At 64.8% G+C, this 18430-nt stretch carries 18 protein-coding genes; 13 read left to right on the forward strand and 5 right to left on the reverse strand.

Going from position 1 to position 18430, the window contains the following annotated elements; translation table 11 throughout:
- The first annotated feature begins 1 nt into the window (after position 1).
- The 10 genes from gcvT to G6R19_RS14395 all read left to right on the forward strand — a co-directional run bounded on the left by gcvT (position 2) and on the right by G6R19_RS14395 (position 9599).
- Entirely contained in the window at positions 2-1168 is a 1167-nt protein-coding gene (gene gcvT / locus G6R19_RS14350) for a glycine cleavage system aminomethyltransferase GcvT (RefSeq protein ID WP_163166081.1), read from the forward strand.
- A 209-nt stretch (positions 1169-1377) separates the two neighbouring features.
- Positions 1378-1761, forward strand: a complete 384-nt coding sequence (gene gcvH, locus G6R19_RS14355) for a glycine cleavage system protein GcvH (RefSeq protein ID WP_163166083.1) — start codon at positions 1378-1380, stop codon at positions 1759-1761.
- Between the two features lie 11 nt (positions 1762-1772).
- On the forward strand, positions 1773-3086 hold the full coding sequence (gene glyA, locus G6R19_RS14360) for a serine hydroxymethyltransferase (RefSeq protein ID WP_163166085.1): 1314 nt from the start codon (positions 1773-1775) through the stop codon (positions 3084-3086).
- Between the two features lie 100 nt (positions 3087-3186).
- Positions 3187-4614 (forward strand): L-serine ammonia-lyase, encoded by a 1428-nt coding sequence (locus G6R19_RS14365; protein ID WP_163166087.1) that lies wholly within the window; start codon positions 3187-3189, stop codon positions 4612-4614.
- Between the two features lie 13 nt (positions 4615-4627).
- Entirely contained in the window at positions 4628-5635 is a 1008-nt protein-coding gene (gene lipA / locus G6R19_RS14370) for a lipoyl synthase (RefSeq protein ID WP_163166089.1), read from the forward strand.
- Positions 5636-5671: 36 nt separating this feature from the next.
- Entirely contained in the window at positions 5672-6505 is an 834-nt protein-coding gene (locus tag G6R19_RS14375) for a methylenetetrahydrofolate reductase (protein WP_163166091.1), read from the forward strand.
- Positions 6495-7985 (forward strand): D-serine/D-alanine/glycine transporter, encoded by a 1491-nt coding sequence (gene cycA / locus G6R19_RS14380; protein WP_163166093.1) that lies wholly within the window; start codon positions 6495-6497, stop codon positions 7983-7985. Before G6R19_RS14375 ends, cycA begins: the two co-directional genes overlap by 11 nt.
- A 14-nt stretch (positions 7986-7999) precedes the next feature.
- Entirely contained in the window at positions 8000-8920 is a 921-nt protein-coding gene (gene purU / locus G6R19_RS14385; protein WP_163166341.1) for a formyltetrahydrofolate deformylase, read from the forward strand.
- A gap of 4 nt (positions 8921-8924) precedes the next feature.
- Positions 8925-9143, forward strand: a complete 219-nt coding sequence (locus G6R19_RS14390) for a hypothetical protein (RefSeq protein WP_163166096.1) — start codon at positions 8925-8927, stop codon at positions 9141-9143.
- 213 nt (positions 9144-9356) lie between these two features.
- Complete coding sequence (locus G6R19_RS14395) at positions 9357-9599, forward strand: hypothetical protein (RefSeq protein WP_163166098.1); 243 nt, start codon at positions 9357-9359, stop codon at positions 9597-9599.
- Between the two features lie 194 nt (positions 9600-9793).
- Here the strand turns inward: G6R19_RS14395 and G6R19_RS14400 are convergent, their stop codons facing one another.
- Positions 9794-10216: a universal stress protein gene (locus tag G6R19_RS14400; protein WP_163166100.1), complete on the reverse strand. Its 423-nt coding sequence runs from the start codon at positions 10214-10216 to the stop codon at positions 9794-9796.
- 227 nt (positions 10217-10443) lie between these two features.
- Here G6R19_RS14400 and G6R19_RS14405 point away from each other — a divergent pair, with 227 nt between their 5' ends.
- The gene (locus G6R19_RS14405; protein ID WP_163166102.1) at positions 10444-11484 is read left to right on the forward strand and encodes a metallophosphoesterase; all 1041 of its coding nucleotides are present in this window, start codon (positions 10444-10446) and stop codon (positions 11482-11484) included.
- 97 nt (positions 11485-11581) lie between these two features.
- Here G6R19_RS14405 and G6R19_RS14410 read toward each other — a convergent pair whose 3' ends face one another.
- From G6R19_RS14410 to G6R19_RS14425, 4 genes are all read right to left on the reverse strand, one after another.
- Positions 11582-12598 (reverse strand): LacI family DNA-binding transcriptional regulator, encoded by a 1017-nt coding sequence (locus tag G6R19_RS14410; RefSeq protein WP_163166104.1) that lies wholly within the window; start codon positions 12596-12598, stop codon positions 11582-11584.
- A gap of 19 nt (positions 12599-12617) precedes the next feature.
- Entirely contained in the window at positions 12618-13418 is an 801-nt protein-coding gene (locus G6R19_RS14415) for a carbohydrate ABC transporter permease (RefSeq protein WP_163166342.1), read from the reverse strand.
- Positions 13419-13522: 104 nt separating this feature from the next.
- Entirely contained in the window at positions 13523-14488 is a 966-nt protein-coding gene (locus G6R19_RS14420) for a sugar ABC transporter permease (protein ID WP_163166344.1), read from the reverse strand.
- A gap of 151 nt (positions 14489-14639) precedes the next feature.
- A complete protein-coding gene (locus G6R19_RS14425) occupies positions 14640-15959 on the reverse strand; it encodes an extracellular solute-binding protein (RefSeq protein ID WP_163166106.1) in 1320 nt (439 codons plus the stop codon).
- 193 nt (positions 15960-16152) lie between these two features.
- Between G6R19_RS14425 and G6R19_RS14430 the strand changes: the two genes are divergently transcribed.
- Together G6R19_RS14430 and G6R19_RS14435 are read left to right on the forward strand one after the other, a co-directional pair.
- Positions 16153-18207 carry a beta-galactosidase gene (locus G6R19_RS14430; RefSeq protein ID WP_163166108.1) on the forward strand — a complete coding sequence of 685 codons (2055 nt, stop codon included), beginning with the start codon at positions 16153-16155 and terminating at the stop codon, positions 18205-18207.
- A 9-nt stretch (positions 18208-18216) separates the two neighbouring features.
- Positions 18217-18429 carry a hypothetical protein gene (locus tag G6R19_RS14435; protein WP_163166110.1) on the forward strand — a complete coding sequence of 71 codons (213 nt, stop codon included), beginning with the start codon at positions 18217-18219 and terminating at the stop codon, positions 18427-18429.
- The last annotated feature ends 1 nt before the right edge of the window (position 18430 follow it).

The following is an 18430-nucleotide window of genomic DNA, read 5'->3' on the forward strand; positions in this document are numbered from 1 at the left end:
GATGACTGAGAACTACCCTGCGCCTGAGAACTACACAGCGCTGTATGAGCAGCACAAGATTGCCGGCGCCTCCTTCACTGACTTTGGCGGCTGGCAGATGCCCCTGAAGTACAGCTCCGAGCTGGCCGAGCACCATGCCGTGCGCAACGCTGCCGGCCTTTTCGACCTCTCCCACATGGGAGAAGTCTGGGTCACCGGTCCCGACGCCGGGGCTTTCCTCGACTACGCCCTGGTTGGCAAGCTGTCCGCGGTGGCCGTGGGCAAAGCGAAGTACTCGCTGATCTGCCAGGAAGACGGCGGCATCATCGACGACCTGATCACTTACCGCCTTCCCGCGGCTGCGGACGGAACAGCCAAGTACCTGGTGGTGCCCAATGCCGGCAACGCTGCGGTGGTTGCCGCCGCACTGGCGGAGCGGGCTGCCGCCTTCGACGTTGTTGTGAATGACGTCTCCGCCGCGACCTCCCTCATCGCCGTGCAGGGACCGAACGCCGAAGCCATCCTGCTCCAACTGGTCCCCGGTGAACAGCACCCGCTGGTGACGGAGCTGAAGTACTACGCGGCTGTGGAGGTAGGGATTACCGTCAACGGCACAGTGCAGGACCTCCTGCTGGCCCGCACCGGGTACACCGGCGAGGATGGCTTTGAGATCTACATTCCCAACGAGGACGCTGCCGGCCTGTGGGACGCGCTGCTGGAAGTTGGGGAGGGCCACGGGCTCATCCCCGCCGGGCTGGCCTGCCGGGACTCGCTCCGCCTGGAAGCCGGCATGCCCCTCTACGGCAACGAGCTTTCCCGCGAGGGCAACCCGTACGCCGCAGGCCTGGGCCCCGTGGTTTCGCTCAAGAAGGAGTCGGATTTCGTGGGCAGGGCCGTGCTGGCCCAGCTCAAGGAACTGGGCCCCGGCTCCACCTCCGGCCGCAGGCTGGTGGGCCTCAAGGGCCTGGGCCGCCGCGCCGGCCGCAGCCACTACCCGGTCCTCAAGGACGGCAACGTCGTGGGCGAAGTGACCTCCGGCCAGCCGAGCCCCACCCTGGGTTACCCGATCGCCCTGGCCTACGTCGACGTCGAACACTCTGCACCCGGCACCGCCCTGGACATCGACCTCCGCGGCAAGCCAGAACCCTTCGAAGTAGTAGAGCTGCCGTTCTACAAGCGCCAGAAGTAGCTCCCGGGTGACGCTGGGGCTGACATCCTCTGCGTGCTGCTCCTTCGTCGCTTTGACGCACGCTGCCGGATGCCAGCCCCACCGCCACTGTTGCCGCCTCCAACGCTCTCTCACTTGATGCGCGTTTTGAGCCAACGCTCTCTCACTTGATGTGCGTCTTATCCCAACGCTCTCTCACTTGTCACACACCAAAACCTAAGGAAATACACATGGCAAAAGTTGTTGCTGAACTGAAGTACTCCGCCGAGCACGAATGGGTTGCTGCTGACGGATCCGGCCCCACCAACATTGGTATCTCGGCCGTGGCCGCCGAGGCGCTGGGTGACATCGTGTACGTGGACCTGCCGGAGGTTGGCTCCACGGTCACCGCGGGGGAGACCTGCGGCGAGGTTGAATCCACCAAGTCCGTCTCCGACCTCTACGCACCCGTCACGGGCGAGGTTGTGGAGATCAACGACGAAGTGGTCTCCGACCCCGCCCTGATCAACAACGATCCCTACGGCGCCGGCTGGCTCTTCAAGGTGGCCGTCACCGAAGAAGGCCCCCTGCTGTCCGCCGAAGAGTACGCGGCAGCCAACGGTGGCGAGCTGTGAGCGGCGCGGGCATGACCACAACGGCAGCCTTCGAGCAGGTAGTCTCTCCGTCCCTGGACGCAGACCTGTCCGCCCTGGACCCCGAGATCGCCGCAAAAATCGACGACGAACTCACCCGACAGCGCGACGGCCTGGAGATGATCGCCTCCGAGAACCACACCGCCGTCGCCGTGATGCAGGCGCAGGGTTCGGTGCTGACCAACAAGTACGCCGAGGGCTACCCGGGCAAGCGCTACTACGGCGGCTGCGAGCACGTGGACGTCGTCGAACAGCTCGCCATTGACCGCATCAAGGCGCTGTTCGGTGCGGAGTTCGCCAACGTGCAGCCGCACTCCGGCGCACAGGCCAACGCTTCGGTGATGCACGCGCTGATCAAGCCCGGCGACACCATCATGGGCCTGAACCTGGCCCACGGCGGCCACCTGACGCACGGCATGAAGATCAACTTCTCCGGCAAGCTCTACAACGTGGTGCCGTACGGCGTCCGCGAGGACACCCACACCGTGGACATGGCCGAGGTGGAGCGCCTGGCGCAGGAGACAAAGCCCGCGCTGATCGTTGCCGGCTGGTCCGCCTACGCCCGGCAGCTGGATTTCGCCGAGTTCCGCCGGATCGCCGACTCCGTGGGCGCCTACCTCATGGTGGACATGGCGCACTTCGCCGGGCTCGTGGCCGCCGGGCTGCACCCGTCGCCGGTGCCGCACGCGCACGTCACCACGTCCACCACGCACAAGACCCTCGCCGGTCCCCGCGGCGGCATTATCCTGACGAACGACGCCGACATCGCCAAGAAAATCAACTCGGCTGTGTTTCCCGGCCAGCAGGGCGGCCCGCTGGAGCACGTCATTGCGGGCAAGGCCGTGGCCTTCAAGATCGCGGCCTCAGCCGAGTTCAAAGAGCGCCAGGAGCGCGTCCTCGCCGGCGCCCGGATCCTGGCCGAGCGCCTCGTCCAGCCCGACGTCACCGCCAAGGGCATCAGCGTGGTCTCCGGCGGCACCGACGTGCACCTGGTCCTCGTTGACCTGCGCAACTGCGAACTCAACGGGCAGCAGGCCGAGGACCGCCTTGCGGCTATCGACATCACGGTCAACCGCAACGCCGTTCCGTTCGACCCCCGCCCGCCGATGGTCACCTCCGGCCTCCGGATCGGCACCCCGGCGCTCGCCACGCGTGGGTTCGGCGAAGCAGCCTTCCGTGAGGTTGCAAACATCATCGCCGAGGCTTTAACGGCCGACGCCGATGCGGACCTTTCGGGGCTGCGTCACCGCGTCGAGGCACTCGCCAAAGCCCACCCGCTCTACCCGGGTGTAGCAAACCTCAGCTGATCCCCGGAGTTTTTGTCCAGATAAGACGAGTTCGAGGGCGTTTAAGTCTGCATATCTGGACAAAAACTCCGTACCACCTCTCCAGTTAGGAAACACGCGCATGGCTGTTGGAGTCTTTGACCTTTTCTCTATTGGGATCGGACCCTCGAGTTCGCACACTGTTGGGCCGATGCGGGCTGCCGCCGTGTTTGCCGAGGAGCTCAAGGCCTCCGGCATGCTGGCTGAGGTGGCGTCGCTGCGGGTTGACCTGTATGGGTCGCTCGCGGCGACGGGCCACGGCCACGGGACCATGACCGCCATCCTGCTGGGGCTGGAGGGGTTTCATCCGGAGTTGATCCTGCCGGACGAGGTGGAGGAACGCCTGGCCGCCATTGCCGACACCGGGACGTTGCAGCTGGCCGGTGCCGTGCCGCTCTCGTACGGGGTGAAGGACATGGTGCTGCGGCCGCTGACCATCCTGCCCCGGCACACCAACGGCATGACGTTCACCGTCTTTGATGCGGACGACGGGATCCTGCACACCGCCACGTTTTTCTCGGTGGGCGGCGGGTTCATTGTCCGCGAGGGTGAGGAGGACGCGGCGCAGCAGGAGCTGGAGGAGTCCAAGAAGGAACTGCCCCTGCCGTTCCGGACGGCCGCGGAACTGCTGGAGCACTGCCGGGAGACCGGCCTGGGCATCAGCGAGGTGATGCGGGTCAACGAGGAAGAGAGCCGCACTCCTCAGGAGATCCGTAAAGGCCTGCTGCACATCTACTCCGTGATGGAGGGCTGCGTAGCCACATCCCTGAAGCGCGAAGGCGTGCTGCCGGGCGGGCTGAAGGTCCGGCGCCGTGCCCCTGACTGGTACGAGCGGCTCAAGAAGGAAAGCTCCCGCCCTGACGATGAAGGCCAGGACGGGGACTTCCACGACCCGAAGTATTGGCAGGAGTGGGTTAACTTGATCGCCCTTGCCGTGAACGAGGAGAACGCCTCCGGCGGCCGGGTCGTCACCGCGCCCACGAACGGGGCTGCCGGGATCATCCCTGCCGTGCTGTACTACGCGCTGCACTTCGCGCCGGGCATGGAGAACGCCGGCCAGGAGGACCGGGACGACGTCGTGGTGAAGTTCCTGCTCGCCGCCGCTGCCGTCGGGGTGCTGTACAAGGAGCAGGCGTCGATCTCGGGCGCGGAGGTGGGCTGCCAGGGCGAGGTGGGGTCGGCGTCGTCGATGGCAGCGGCCGGCCTGGCCGAGGTGATGGGCGGAACCCCTGCGCAGGTGGAGAACGCCGCGGAGATCGCGATGGAGCACAACCTGGGCCTGACCTGCGACCCGATCGGCGGGCTGGTCCAGGTGCCCTGCATCGAACGCAACGCGATCGCCGCCGCGAAGGCGATCAACGCGGCGAAGATGGCGCTCTGGGGCGACGGGTCCCACCGGGTCTCCCTGGACGAGGTCATCGTGACCATGCGCGAGACCGGCAAGGACATGAGCTCCAAATACAAGGAAACGGCCATGGGCGGCCTCGCCGTCAACGTCGTCGAATGCTAAAGGAAGTACAGAAATGACATTGGCACCTGAAGGCCGGAAGCTTTTGCGCGTTGAACAGCGCAACTCTGCTGTCCCGGTGGAGCGGAAGCCGGACTGGATCAAGGCCAAGGTCCAGATGGGCCCGGAGTTCGTCCAGCTCAAGAACCTGGTGAAGAAGGAAGGCCTGCACACCGTGTGTGAGGAGGCCGGCTGCCCCAACATCTTTGAGTGCTGGGAGGACAAGGAAGCCACGTTCCTGATCGGCGGCTCGGAGTGCACCCGGCGCTGTGATTTCTGCCAGATCGATACCGGCAAGCCCTCCCCGGTGGACCGGTTCGAACCGACCAAGGTCGCTAGGTCGGTGCAGGCGATGCAGCTGCGCTACGCCACCGTCACCGGCGTGGCCCGCGATGACCTCGAGGACGAGGGCGTGTGGCTGTACGCCGAGACGGTCCGCAARATCCACGAACTGAACCCCGGCACCGGGGTGGARCTGCTGATCCCGGACTTCTCCGGCAARCCCGAACAYATCGCCGCGATCTGCGACTCCAAGCCCGAGGTGTTCGCGCACAACGTCGAGACCGTGCCCAGGATTTTCAAGCGGATCCGGCCGGCGTTCCGCTACGAGCGGTCCCTGGACGTGATCACGCAGGGCCGGAACCTGGGCATGGTGACCAAGTCCAACCTGATCCTKGGGATGGGCGAAACCCGCGAGGARATCTCCGAAGCGCTGCGGGACCTGCACGAGGCAGGGTGCGACCTGATCACCATCACCCAGTACCTGCGCCCGTCCGAGCGGCACCTGCCGGTGGACCGGTGGGTCAAGCCGCAGGAATTCGTGGACCTCCAGGACGAGGCCACCGAGATCGGGTTCCTCGGCGTGATGAGTGGCCCGCTGGTCCGTTCCTCCTACCGCGCCGGCCGGCTCTGGGCCACCGCGATGCGCAAGAAAGGCTGGGACATCCCGGCAGAACTGGCCCACATCGAGTCCTCCGGCACCACCCGCCAGGAAGCCAGCTCCCTCCTCGCAGCCACAGCCTGAGTTGGGATACCAAAACCTGATGCACAGACAGGACCAATGATGTTCCCCGTCAGAATCGAAGTCATCCCATCCCAGGGAATCGTTGAGCAGGTCCAGGCCCTGGTGCCCACGACCACCACGCTGAGCGTGACATGCCTGCCGCACCACGGTATCGAGCGGACCATGCGCACCGCCGTGGAGCTGAGCGACGCCGGGTACAAGGTGATCCCGCACCTCGCCGCGAGGAGCATCCGCAGCCGGGCCGAGCTCACCGAAATTGTCCGCGGCTGCGATGCCGCGGGCATCCGCGAAGTGTTCGTCATCGGCGGTGACCGGAAGCAGCCCGCCGGCATGTACGACTCGGCCCTTCCGGTGCTGGAGGACATTGCCCAGTACAGCAGCGGAATCATGCGGGCCGGCGTTGCGGGCTACCCGGAAGGCCACCCCCTCGTCAGCCCGCTGGAGCTGTTGGACGGGCTTCTGGCCAAGCAGCATCTGGCCTCGCATGTGGTCACCCAAATGTGCTTCTCCGCCGGAAAAATCCATGACTACGCAGCGCTCCTCCGCCGTGAGGGAGTCCACCTGCCTGTCTGGGCGGGCGTGGCCGGGTCCGTCCCGCGGACCAGGCTGGTGGCACTGTCCACGCAGATCGGCGTCGGAAGTTCCCTGAGGTTCCTCAGCCGCAAGGGCCCGCTGGCACGCAAACTCCTGAGCGGGGACCGCTACTCGCCGGACAGCCTGATCACCGGCCTCGAAAGCCAGCCCGGCTCCATCGCCGGTATCCACCTTTACAGCTTCAACAGCCTCGATCCCCTGCCTGCGGGCCCGGAGCAGGCAACCACTTCAGCACTCCAGACAGCATTGATTCGAGGAGCAGCACGTGACAACTAAACCTGTAACGCCCCACCAGGAGCCGCATCTTGAGCGGCAGCTCACCAACAGGCACATCCAGCTGATCGCCATTGGCGGCGCCATCGGCACGGGCCTGTTCATGGGCTCGGGCAAAACCATCTCCGCGGCCGGACCGTCCGTCATTTTCGTCTACATGATCATCGGCTTCATGCTGTTCTTCGTCATGCGGGCAATGGGCGAACTGCTGCTGAGCAACCTGAACTACAAATCCTTCAGCGACTTCGCGGCGGACCTGCTGGGCCCCTGGGCGGGCTTCTTCACCGGCTGGACCTACTGGTTCTGCTGGGTGATCACGGGCATCGCGGACGTCATCGCGATCGCCGGCTACTCCAAGGAACTCTGGCCGGGACTCCCGCTGTGGATCCCGGGCCTGGCTACCGTGGCCATCCTCCTGCTCCTGAACCTCGTCACGGTGAAGGCGTTCGGCGAGACCGAATTCTGGTTCGCGCTGATCAAGATCATTGCCATCGCGGCGCTGATCATCGTGGGTATGTTCATGATTTTCACGGGCTTCCAGTCCGACGCCGGCCCTGCCACCTTCACGAACCTGTGGAGCCACGGCGGCATGTTCCCGAACGAGTTCATGGGCTTTGTGGCCGGCTTCCAGATCGCAGTGTTCGCGTTTGTTGGCATCGAACTGGTGGGCACCACTGCCGCCGAGGCGAAGGACCCGGAAAAGAACCTGCCCAAGGCCATCAACTCCATCCCCATCCGCGTGCTGCTCTTCTACGTGGGCGCCCTGATCATCCTGATGTCCGTCACCCCCTGGACCCAGTTCCAGGCCGGGCACAGCCCGTTCATCGCCATGTTCTCCCTGGCCGGCCTCGGCGCCGCGGCCACCGTAGTGAACCTGGTGGTGCTCAGCTCGGCCATGTCCTCGGCCAACTCCGGCATCTACTCCACCTCCCGCATGGTCTATGGACTGGCGCAGGAGGGGGACGCGCCGTCGGTCTTCCGCGGCCTGTCCCGACGCAAGGTACCGCAGAACGCCCTGTTCCTCTCCTGCGTGCTGCTGCTCTCCGGCGTCATCCTGATGTACGCGGGCCAGGACATCGGCAAGGCCTTTGAAATGGTGACCACCGTGTCCGCCGTCTGCTTTGTGTTCGTCTGGTCCATCATCCTGGCCAGCTACCTGGCATTCCGGCGCCGCCGCCCGCAGCTGCACGAGGGCTCGAAGTACCGGATGCCCGGCGGCGTGCCGATGGTCTGGGTGGTGTTCGCGTTCTTCGCCTTCGTCCTGTGGGCATTGACAACACAGCCGGACACCCTGCTGGCGCTTTTGGTGACCCCGGTGTGGTTCCTGGTGCTCGGCGCCGCGTGGCTGATTCTGCGACGGCGGCCTGCCCACCTGGCCCGCTATGCCACCTTCAAGTCGGAGCTTGCGCAGGACCTGGAAACCGAGGCGTCTGCCATCGGCCGGGATTTTGACGGCGCGTTGAATGACGGGGTGAATAAGTGAGCACCCTGCACACTGTGGAAACGCCCGTTCCAACCCCTGCCAAGGGTGCCTCGACGGCGGAACGTCCTGCCGCCGTCGAGCATGTCCTGACGGTTGACTGCGTGGAGTCCCCAGGAATTGTCCACGCGATTTCGGCCTTCCTGCTGGAGCACGGCTGCGACATCATCGACATCAAGCAGTACGGCGATAAGGCCCAGGGGCACTTCTTTATGCGGGTGCACTTCGCCTCCGGGCCAGATCCGCAGCAGCAGCCGTTCAGCACCGAGGACCTGCGCACCAGCTTCACCCCGCTGGCCGAACAGTGGCAGATGAACTGGCAGCTGGAGCCGCACGGCCGCAAGCGCCGCGTGCTGGTGATGGTGTCCAAAATGGGGCACTGCCTCAACGACCTGCTGTTCCAGGCACGGACGGGCGGTATCCCGGTGGAGATCGTCGCCGTTGTTTCCAACCACCCTGACCAGGCAAGCCTGGTGGAGTGGGACGGCATCCCGTTCTTCCACGTGCCGGTCACCAGGGACACCAAGCCCGCCGCCGAAGCCCGGCTCCTGGAACTGGTGGACGAGCTCGACGTCGAACTCGTGGTCCTGGCCCGCTACATGCAGGTGCTCAGCGACGAGCTCTCCGCCAAGCTTGCCGGCCGGACCATCAACATCCACCACTCGTTCCTGCCCAGCTTCAAGGGCGCGAAACCGTACCACCAGGCGTATGAGCGGGGCGTCAAAACCGTGGGGGCCACCGCGCATTACGTGAACGCCGAACTGGACGAGGGGCCGATCATTTCCCAGCAGGTCATCGAGGTGGACCACACGTACACTGCCGAGGACCTGGTGGCGGCGGGCCGCGACGCCGAGTGCGTTGCGCTGCGGAACGCCGTCCGCTGGCATTGCGAGGGCAGGATCCTGCTGCTGGGCAACCGCACGGTCATCCTGCGGTAGTGCCGTGACAGCGGCGAGCGGGCAACGGTGGCGGGGGGTCTCCTGGAACGCCCTGCCGACGGGGCAGCGGGTGCGGCTTTCGCAGCACGGGCTGCCCATCGGCTCGGGCTTCGTGGACACCGCCACGCCCGATGGCTCGATCATTTGGGTTGTACTCGACGGCTGGCAGGAACGCCGCATGTTCCTTCGGGAGGACTATGTACAAGTGGAGATCAACGGGTAACCGGTCACAGCGCAGGACCCTGCGGCAGCGCCTGGAAGCGTGGGCGGTTGCTGCCACGTTCCTTGCCCTGATCGCGGTCACCGTCGCGCAGGCGCTGCCCTTGGGGGACTGACGGGACGGAAGCGGCCGACGGCGGGAGGGGCCGCCGTCGGCCGCTTTACCTTGAGCGCTTCGGATTATTGACCGTGCACCGGCAAGCGGTAACCATGAGTTATGACTGACTCAGCCGATACCTCAAGCGCCCCCTTTGACGACGACGAAACCGTGGAGGACACAGCCCATACCGAAACTCCTGAAAGCATCGCGGACGAGGTCCGCGACGAAATTCGCCTGGGCCACGTGGAGGATGACGTGAGCCATGTGCTCGAGGAACGCTTCGAGGAGGCCGGCATCGAACTGCGCCCGGAAGAGGTGGACGACCTCGCCGAGGAAATCGAAAAGGACGTGTCCAGCTAGGTAACCGTGCGGGCCGGAAACGGCAGGGAACAACCTGGATTAGTGCGCTGGCCGTGTTGGGCGCATGGCTCCTCAAACACAACGGGTGGAGGGAGCAATACCACTGGTCCAGGTGGCCCGCACTTTCCTGCTGCGAAACGCAAACGGCCGACGGCGGGAGGTTCCGCCGTCGGCCGCTTGCTTGGTTTAAGCCGTTAGTCCTCGTAGGTGTTGGCGATGTAGACATCGCAGGGGGCGTTGTGCGCGACGCTGTTGGCGACGCTGCCCAAGAGCCGGCCGATGCCGCGCATCCTGCGGTTGCCCACCACGATCAGCCGGGCGTCCAGCCGGATGGCTTCCTTGATCAGCGAATCAGCCGGCTTGCCGCGGGCGGCGGAGTGGGTGATCTCCAGGCCCTGCCCCGAGTTACCCAGTGACCTCGCGACGTGCTCGGCGCTGTCGGCGTTCGAGATTCTGACCTTGTCCGACCCTGCACCGAAGGTCTCGGCGGTCTCAAACTCGAATGCGGTCACGATGTGAAGCGACGCTCCCAGGGACACCGCCAGGTCCCTTGCAGTTTCCGCAGCCTTCCTGGCCGACTCGCTGCCATCCACTCCTACAACAACTACTCCACTCATCAATGGCTCCTTTGTTCCTTGCTGCGGCTTGTGTCCACTGGCAAGTCTAGAGAACTTGGGCTTGAAGCCCCCACATAGCAACAGGAGGGGTCCCCCCTTCACGCGAAACCTCTGGAACGAGCTTTCGATGCGGGAGTAGACTACGTCACACCGTCGATGTCGAGGCGCTGAAGCAGCTCCTCATCACCTGCACAAATAGCCACCCGGTAAGCAGACAGGCGAAACTGATGACTTCAAAAACCCTCATTGCAACGACGACGGCAGCCCTGCTCGCCCTGGGCCTCGTCGCGTCCCAGCCCGCAGGCGCTGCGGACAAAGCACCCAACAAGGATTCCTTTAGTTTCGGCGTAATCGGGGACATGCCCTACGGCGACGCGGAGTTTGACAAGTTCCCTGACCGCATCCAGGACATCAACGCGGACAGCAGGCTTGATTTCGTGGCCCACGTGGGCGACATCAAAGATGGCCACTCGGTCTGCTCCGACGATTACTTCACCAAAATCCGGGAGCAGTTCGACACCTTTGAGCACCCCCTGGTCTTTACGCCGGGCGACAACGAGTGGGTGGACTGCCACCGCATCGACAACGGTAAATACAACCCGCTGGAGCGGCTGGACACGCTGAGGGAAGTGTTCTTCGACGAACCCGGCAACACCCTCGGTGCCGCCATGCCCGTCAGGTCCCAGGATGAGCTCGGCCTTCCGGAAAACGTCCGCTTCACCCAGAACCGCGTGGCCTTCTCCGTGCTGAACATCCAAGGCAGCAACAACTCGCTGCAGCCCTGGACCGGCCTCGGGATAAATGGCGTTACACGTGCCCAGCGGGCCGACGTGAATCACCGGATAGGCGCTGCGGTGCAACAGATCCGTGACACGTTCGCTGACGCCGGGAGCCGCGACCTCCGTGCCGTGGTGCTGATGACCCAGGCCGACATGTTCGATCCCTTCCTCCTGGACACCGCTACGGCCAACCCGAACTCAGTGTCCGGTTTCAAGGAAATCGTAAAGACCATCATCAAGGAAACGAACAGCTTCGACGGGCCGGTCTATCTCATCAACGGCGACAGCCATGTCTTCGCCGAGGACAAGCCGCTCGCGGCCGGCTCAGATTGGCTGGACATCTACGACCTGCCGGCCGCGGATGACCTGCAGCGCATCACCGTGGCCGGCGCAGAAAAAGTCACCCACTACGTCCGCTTCACGGCGTCGCGGAACAGCAACTCCGGAGCCCCTGTCCTGACCTGGAAGCAGGTCCCCTTCAGCCGGTAGCGGCACACACAACCGCAGCGGCAACAACGGAAGCGGACGACGGCGGGAGGTCCCGGCGTCGTCCGCTTCCGTTTCTCACGTGCTCAGCTGAAGAAGGTCAGGCCGATTCCCGGACCACCAGTTCGGTGGGAATGGTGATGGCCGCGGGGCGCTTGCCGTTGATGACATCCAGGAGCAGGCGGACCATTTCCTCGCTGATGCGCTCGAAAGGCTGGCGCACGGTGGTGAGCGCCGGTGTGGCAGTGGAGGACGCGCTGATGTCATCGAATCCGACGACGGCGACGTCCTCAGGTGTCCGGCGCCCGGCCTCGTGCAGCACTTCCAGGGCACCGATCGCCATGAGGTCGTTGGCAGCGAAAACAGCGTCGATATCGGGAGCCCGGCCGAGGAGTTCCCGCATTCCTTTCGACCCGCTCTCCTTGCTGTAGTCACCGTGGGCGATGAGCGCCTCATCAATGCCGGCGCCCTGGTCGTCGCGGTAGGCCTCGAGCCTGCGGATGCCGCCGGAGGTGTCCTGCGGGCCGGTGATCGTGGCGATCCGGCGGCGGCCGGCGTCCCGCAGGTACCGCAGGAGGTCCCGGGCACCTTCGTAGTCGTCAGCCGCCACGTAGCCCATCTTCTTCTCGAAGCCGAGGGGGATACCGCAGGAGATGGCAGGGATGCCCGCGGAAATGATGTCCGAGATGATCCCTTTCCGGGTGGCATGCGAGGACACCAGCAGCACGCCGTCCACATGGCCCGCCGTGAGGAAGTCGGTGGCGCGGCGCTGTTCGTCGTCGGTGCCGGCCAGGATCAGGACCAGCGGAATGTCATGAACTGCCAGCGCGTCTGCCGCCCCGCGCAGGAGGACTGCGAAGTTCGGGTCCTCGAACAGGCGGTCATGCGTTTCGGTCAGCAGGAAGGCCACCGAGTTTGCACGGTTGGTGGCCAGGTTCCGGGCATGCGGGTTGACTCGATAGCCGGTCTTTTTGATGGCCGCGTTAACGGCTTCCAGAGCGGACGGGCTGACCCAGTGTCCGCCGTTCAGCACCCTGGAGACCGTGCCGCGGGACACCCCGGCTTCTTTGGCCACATCGTCAATCTTGGGCCTCGGCCGGGAGGTGGGTTGAGTCATGGTCAAAGCCTATCCAGTACTAGGCCTTGACGGCGCCGGCGGCGAGGTCGACCCGCCAGTAGCGCTGCAGCAGGAGGAACATGATGACCAGCGGGATGATCGACAGCAGGGCGCCGGCCAGGACCAGGGTGTAAAGGGCCGGTGCGGAGGCGCCCTGGTTCAGCAGCCCGTTCAGGCCCACCGTGATCGGGAACAGGTGGTCGTCACCGAGCATGATGTAGGGCAGCATGAAGTTGTTCCAGATGGCAACGAACTGGAAGAGGAAGATGGTCACCAGGCCGGGCAGCATCATGGGGGCCGCAATCCGGTTGAAGATGTACATTTCCTTGGCGCCCTCGGTGCGGGCGGCCTCGATGACATCGCCGGGTACCGACGCTGCTGCGTAGATCCGGGCGAGGTAGATGCCGTAAGGGCTGATGATCTGGGGCAGGAGCACGGACCAGTAGGTGTTGGTCAGCCCGGCCTGGGCGAGCATCAGGTACTGAGGGATGGCCAGGATGACGCCGGGCACCAGCACGCCCATCAGCAGCACTTTAAAGATTCCGGACTTGCCGGGAAAGTCGAACTTTGCCAGGACATAGCCGGAGAGGGCGGAGACCCAGGTGGAGACGATGGCGCCCACACCTGCGTACAACGCGGTATTGGCCATCCAGCGCCAGAACAGCCCGTCACGGTATTCGGTGAGGGCAACGATGTTGTCCCACAGGTGCGTGCTGGGGGCCAGGGTGAAGGTGGAGAACAGCTCGTTGCCGTCCTTGCTGGCGGCGGCCACCACCCAGATCACTGGGAACAGGCAGTACAGCGCGCCAAGGATCAGGATCCCGGTGGATAGGTAGCTCGGCTTATCGTGGGCCGAAACTGCGCCCTTGGGCGTACGGGCGGATTTTGTATTCGAGGTGCGGCTGGGCGCGAGGGTGGTCACGGTCAGTTCTCCTGTCCGAAGGCCCGCTTCTGCACAACGCGCAGGAACAGGAAGGAAATGATGAAGGTGGCCGCGGCGATCACGATGCTGGTGGCGGCGGCTGAGTACACGTCGTTACGCGTGAAGGCGTCGCGGTAGACCAGCATGAGCGGGGACCAGCTCGTGGAGAGGCTGTTGGCCAGCGGGCGCAGGGTGGTGGGCTCGGCGAAGACCTGGAGCGTGGCAATCATCGAAAACAGCGCTGTCATGACCAGCGACGGGGCGATGATGGGGATCTTGATCCGCAGGGCGGTCTGGATCTCTGAGCAGCCGTCCAGCTTCGCTGCCTCATAGATTTCGCTGGGCACGGCCTTCAGCGATGTGTACATCACGATCATGTTGAAGCCCACACCGCCCCAGAGGGCGATGTTGCAGATGGCGAACGTGACGAGGTTCGGGTCCAGCAGCGAGGGAAGCGCGACGCCGAACTGCCGGGCCAGGAAGTGGAAGGGGCTCACCCCTGGCAGGTACAGGAAGCCCCACAGAAGGGAGCTGATGACTGCGGGCACGGCGTAGGGAAGGAAGATGGCGGTGCGGGAGAAGCTGCCGGCCCTGGTTCGGCGGGAATCCAGCAGGAGGGCGAACAGCAGGGCGAAGCCGAGCATCAGCGGGATCAGGATGAGGCCGTACAGCAGCACGCGCAGCACGCTGCCCAGGAACTCCGGGTCCGTCAGGGCGCTGACGTAGTTTTCGAACCCCGCAAACACCTGGCTCTGGGAGCCCTTGCCGAGGCCCAGGCCACTGACCTTCTTCTTCTGGAAGCTCAGCACCAGCGTGTAGACGATGGGGGCTGCCATAAAGACGAGGAAAAGGATGATGCCCGGGGCGAGCATCGCGTAGGGGATGAGCACCCGGGATTTGAAATTCTTCGCCCGCCTGGAGGGTCCGGCTGCGGTATCAGCCGCCGGACCGGGCTTGGTCACGGTCATTGCCACGGGTGCACTTCCTTGTGTGGATTGGAGCTGTGTGGATTGGAGCTTGTGGGATTCGAACTTGTCAAAAATTTGAGGTGGTGCCGGTTCCGGGAGGGGCCTTGGGGATGCCCTCCCGGAACCGGAGTCTGTTGCTGCTTGCCGGACGTTACTTGACCGTGAAGCCGGTTTGCTTCAGGTCCTCAACGGTGACCTGCTGCATGGATTTCACGGCGTCGCTGAAGGCGCTTTTCTGCTTGGCCTGGGCAGCTTTGGCGAACTGGTCGTTGTAGGCGTTGAAGGCCACGTTGACGTTGGGCCCGTAGGTGAAGGAGCCCACGTTCTGCGCCGCGTCGGCCACCACCTCGTAGAAATCAGGCTGGTGGGAGAAGAATTCCGGTGCCGCCGTGAGCGCGGACTTGGCGCCTGCGTTGTCGGCGGGGTAGACGCCGGTTTCCTTGACCAGGGCCTGGACTGCTTCGGGGTCGGTGTTCAGCCAGGTGGCGAACTTCGCGGCAGCTTCCGCGTTCTTGGACTGGGTGGTCACGGCGGTGGAGGAGCCGCCCCAGTTGCCGGTGGAGGGCTTGGAGGCATCCCACTGCGGCATGGGTGCCACCTTCCACAGCCCGGCGGTGGCGCCGGCGTTGCCGGAGAGAACGCCAGGGCCCCAGGCCGCGCTCAGCCAGCCCACCTGCTTGCCCGTGTTAAGGGCGGTGTTCCATTCCGGGGTGTACATCGGCTTGTTGTCGATGGTGCCCTCTTCCACGAGGCCGCCCCAGTACTCGGCAACCTTGTTGGTGGGGTCCTCGTCGATGTTGACGCTCCAGGCGTCACCGTCGACACCCCACCAGGAGGCACCTGCCTGCTGCGCCATCCCGGTGAACCAGCCGGCATCGTTGGAGGAGAAGGTGCCGAGGTAGGCCTCGGGATCAGCGGCGTGGACTGCCTTGGCGGCCTGGGCGTACTCATCCCAGGTGGTGGGAACGGAAAGGCCCAGCTTCTCGAAGATGTCCGCGCGGTAGTAGAACACCATGGGGCCGGTGTCCTGCGGAACGGCGTAGAGGGCGTCGCCGCCGAGGGTCACCGAGTCCCACACGCCTTCCGGGAAGTGGCTCTTGGTCTCATTGGCTTCAGTGCCGGAGAGGTCGGCGAGGGCGTCGGCTGCGACCAGCGTGGGGATCTTCTGGTATTCGGCCTGGATCAGGTCGGGTGCGCCGCTGCCAGCCTTGACGGCGGTGAGCAGCTTGGTGACGGCGGGATCGCCGCCGTCCTGCTTGTTGACGGTGACGTGGATGTTGGGGTTTTTCTCGTTCCAGACCTCCACCACCTTGTCCAGGTTGGGGGCCCAGGCCCAGTAGGTCAGTTCCACCTTCTGGTTGGGATCATTTGCTGAGCCGGCGTCCGTACCTGAAGTACCGGAGCATCCTGCGGTGAGCATCGCGGCCGCGGCGAGCATGGCCACGGCGCCTGCACGAAATGACTTACGCATTTCGTCCTCCTTGTCGAAAAGCTGAATGGTCTGTCTGAAATTTCACCGCTCATCCGAACCGAGGCCGCATGACTGTGAGCGGTTCCAGTAATTCATAATGCTGTGAGCTATGTCAATAGCGGATTGGGGATGGTTTTCCCGGTTTGCGCTGTGATAGAACTGGGACCGCACACAGTCCTAAGGAGAATCCCCCATGACAGACGTCCTTCACCGCACGGTGCCGCAGACCGCTGCAGCGCCAGAGCGCTCACCTGCGCCCTGGGTCCAGCGGCCTGCCGGCCTTTGCTACGGCGGGGACTACAACCCGGAGCAGTGGCCGCGCGAGGTGTGGGCGGAGGATATCGCGCTGATGAAGGAAGCCGGAATCAACCTGGTCAGCATCGGCATCTTCTCCTGGGTGCTCCTGGAGCCGCGCGAAGGCGAGTACGACTTCGAATGGCTGGACCACCTGATGGATCTCCTGCACCACGCCGGCATCAGTGTGGACCTGGGCACGCCCACGGCAGCGCCGCCGGCGTGGTTCTGGAAAAAGTACCCGCAGGCCCGTCCGGTCACACGCGAGGGCATCACGCTGGGCAACGGCTCACGGGGAATGGCCAGCCCCAGCTCGCCCGAGTACCGCCGCGCCGCCGCCAACATCACCGAGCAGCTGGCCCGGCGCTACGCCTCACACCCCGCGCTGGTCCTCTGGCATGTGCACAACGAGTACGGCGCGCCGATCAGCGACTCCTACGATGACTACTCCGTGACGGCGTTCCGGGACTGGCTCCGGGCACGCTACGGCACCCTGGAGGAGCTGAACAATGCCTGGGGCACCCTTTTCTGGGGCCAAAAGTACGGCGAATGGGACGAGATCGACGCGCCCCGGCTCTCGGCCAGCGTCAGCAACCAGGCCCAGCGCCTGGACTTCCGCCGCTTCACCTCGGACGCGCTGCTGGAGTGCTACATCAACGAGCGGGACGTCATCCGCCGGTACACCCCGGACATTCCCGTCACCACCAACTTCATGGCCACCAACTGCCTCGCGGCCGACTACTGGAAGTGGAGCAAGGAGGTGGACATCGTCGCCAACGACCACTACCTCGTGGCCCAACGGACGGACAACCACATCCTGCTCGCCATGGACGCCGACCTCACTCGCTCCCTGGCCGGAAACCAGCCCTGGATGCTGATGGAACACTCCACCGGTGCGGTGAACTGGCAGGGACGGAACATCGCCAAACGCCCCGGCGAGCTGGCACGCAACAGCCTCTCCCACCTGGCCCGCGGCGCCGACGCCGTGATGTTCTTCCAGTTCCGGGCGTCCCGGTTCGGTGCCGAGAAGTTCCACTCCGCCATGCTTCCGCATGCCGGCACCGGCACCCGGATCTGGCGCGAAGTGCTGGACCTGGGCGATGACTTGAAGAAGCTCTCCGCCGCCAAGGGGTCCACAGTGAAGTCCCGGGTGGCCATCCTCTGGGACGTGGAGTCCTTCTGGGCGCAGGACCTGGAATGGCGGCCCAGCAGCGACCTCAACCACCGCGAACGTATCGAGGCGTACTACACCGCACTCTGGCAGGCCGGCATCAGTACTGACTTTGCGCACCCGGAAGCGGACCTCTCCGGGTACGACCTGGTGCTCGCCCCGGCCCTCTACCTGGTGGGGGACAAGGCTGCTGCCAACCTCAAGGACTACGTCCAGGGCGGCGGCAACCTGCTGGTCTCCTACTTCTCCGGCATTGTGGACGCCAATGACACCGTTCCGATTGGCGCGTCACCCGGTGCTCTCCGGGACGTGCTGGGCCTGGAGATCCACGAGTTCCTGCCGCTGCGCGAGGACGAGACAGTCACCCTGACCACCGGTGCCGCGGGCAGCGTCTGGGCAGAGGAGATCCATCCCGGTACCGCAACAGTCCTCAGCCACTACGTGGACGGGCCGGCAGCTTCCCGTCCCGCGGTGACCCGCAACCACTTCGGCAGCGGAACTGCGTGGTACGTCTCCACCAAGCTCGACGGCGGCGACCTCGCCGCTGTGGTGCTTGACGCCGTCGGAAGCTCCGGCATTGAGGCGGCACCGCGGCCGCCGGCCGGGCTGGAAGTCGCCTCCCGCAGTGCCGGGACGGACACCTTCACCTTCCTGATCAACCATGCAGACACCGACGCCGAGTACCCGGCCACCGGGCGCGACCTCCTCAGCGGCGAAACCGTCACCGGTACCGCCGTGGTCCCCGCCGGGACCGTCTGCGTTATCCACTCCAGCAAGGAATAGGGGTAGGACATGACCGCCGCAACTGTTGAGTACAGGGAAATCAGGGTTAGCAGCGCTGACGAGGTCGAGGACCGGCTGAATTCCGCCGTCAGGGACCTGCAGGTGATCGCAACCCGCAGCCGGACCCACGGGATCCTGGTCACCCGCCTCAACCCCGGCCACTTCAGCGTCTCCCTAAGCGACCAGGTGCCTTTCGGGCTGACACGGGAGCTGATCCACTAGA

Origin of the sequence: Arthrobacter sp. Alg241-R88, from assembly GCF_900537115.1 — a bacterium.
Lineage (GTDB): Bacteria > Actinomycetota > Actinomycetes > Actinomycetales > Micrococcaceae > Arthrobacter.

Coding starts and splice junctions, on each gene's coding strand:
- gcvT (WP_163166081.1), top strand. CDS start 2: ATGACTGAGAACTACCCTGCGCCTGAGAACTACACAGCGCTGTATGAG.
- G6R19_RS14405 (WP_163166102.1), top strand. CDS start 10,444: ATGACTTCAAAAACCCTCATTGCAACGACGACGGCAGCCCTGCTCGCC.
- glyA (WP_163166085.1), top strand. CDS start 1,773: ATGACCACAACGGCAGCCTTCGAGCAGGTAGTCTCTCCGTCCCTGGAC.
- gcvH (WP_163166083.1), top strand. CDS start 1,378: ATGGCAAAAGTTGTTGCTGAACTGAAGTACTCCGCCGAGCACGAATGG.
- G6R19_RS14410 (WP_163166104.1), bottom strand. CDS start 12,598: ATGACTCAACCCACCTCCCGGCCGAGGCCCAAGATTGACGATGTGGCC.
- G6R19_RS14400 (WP_163166100.1), bottom strand. CDS start 10,216: ATGAGTGGAGTAGTTGTTGTAGGAGTGGATGGCAGCGAGTCGGCCAGG.
- G6R19_RS14395 (WP_163166098.1), top strand. CDS start 9,357: ATGACTGACTCAGCCGATACCTCAAGCGCCCCCTTTGACGACGACGAA.
- G6R19_RS14365 (WP_163166087.1), top strand. CDS start 3,187: ATGGCTGTTGGAGTCTTTGACCTTTTCTCTATTGGGATCGGACCCTCG.
- G6R19_RS14435 (WP_163166110.1), top strand. CDS start 18,217: ATGACCGCCGCAACTGTTGAGTACAGGGAAATCAGGGTTAGCAGCGCT.
- G6R19_RS14375 (WP_163166091.1), top strand. CDS start 5,672: ATGATGTTCCCCGTCAGAATCGAAGTCATCCCATCCCAGGGAATCGTT.
- G6R19_RS14420 (WP_163166344.1), bottom strand. CDS start 14,488: ATGACCGTGACCAAGCCCGGTCCGGCGGCTGATACCGCAGCCGGACCC.
- G6R19_RS14425 (WP_163166106.1), bottom strand. CDS start 15,959: ATGCGTAAGTCATTTCGTGCAGGCGCCGTGGCCATGCTCGCCGCGGCC.
- G6R19_RS14430 (WP_163166108.1), top strand. CDS start 16,153: ATGACAGACGTCCTTCACCGCACGGTGCCGCAGACCGCTGCAGCGCCA.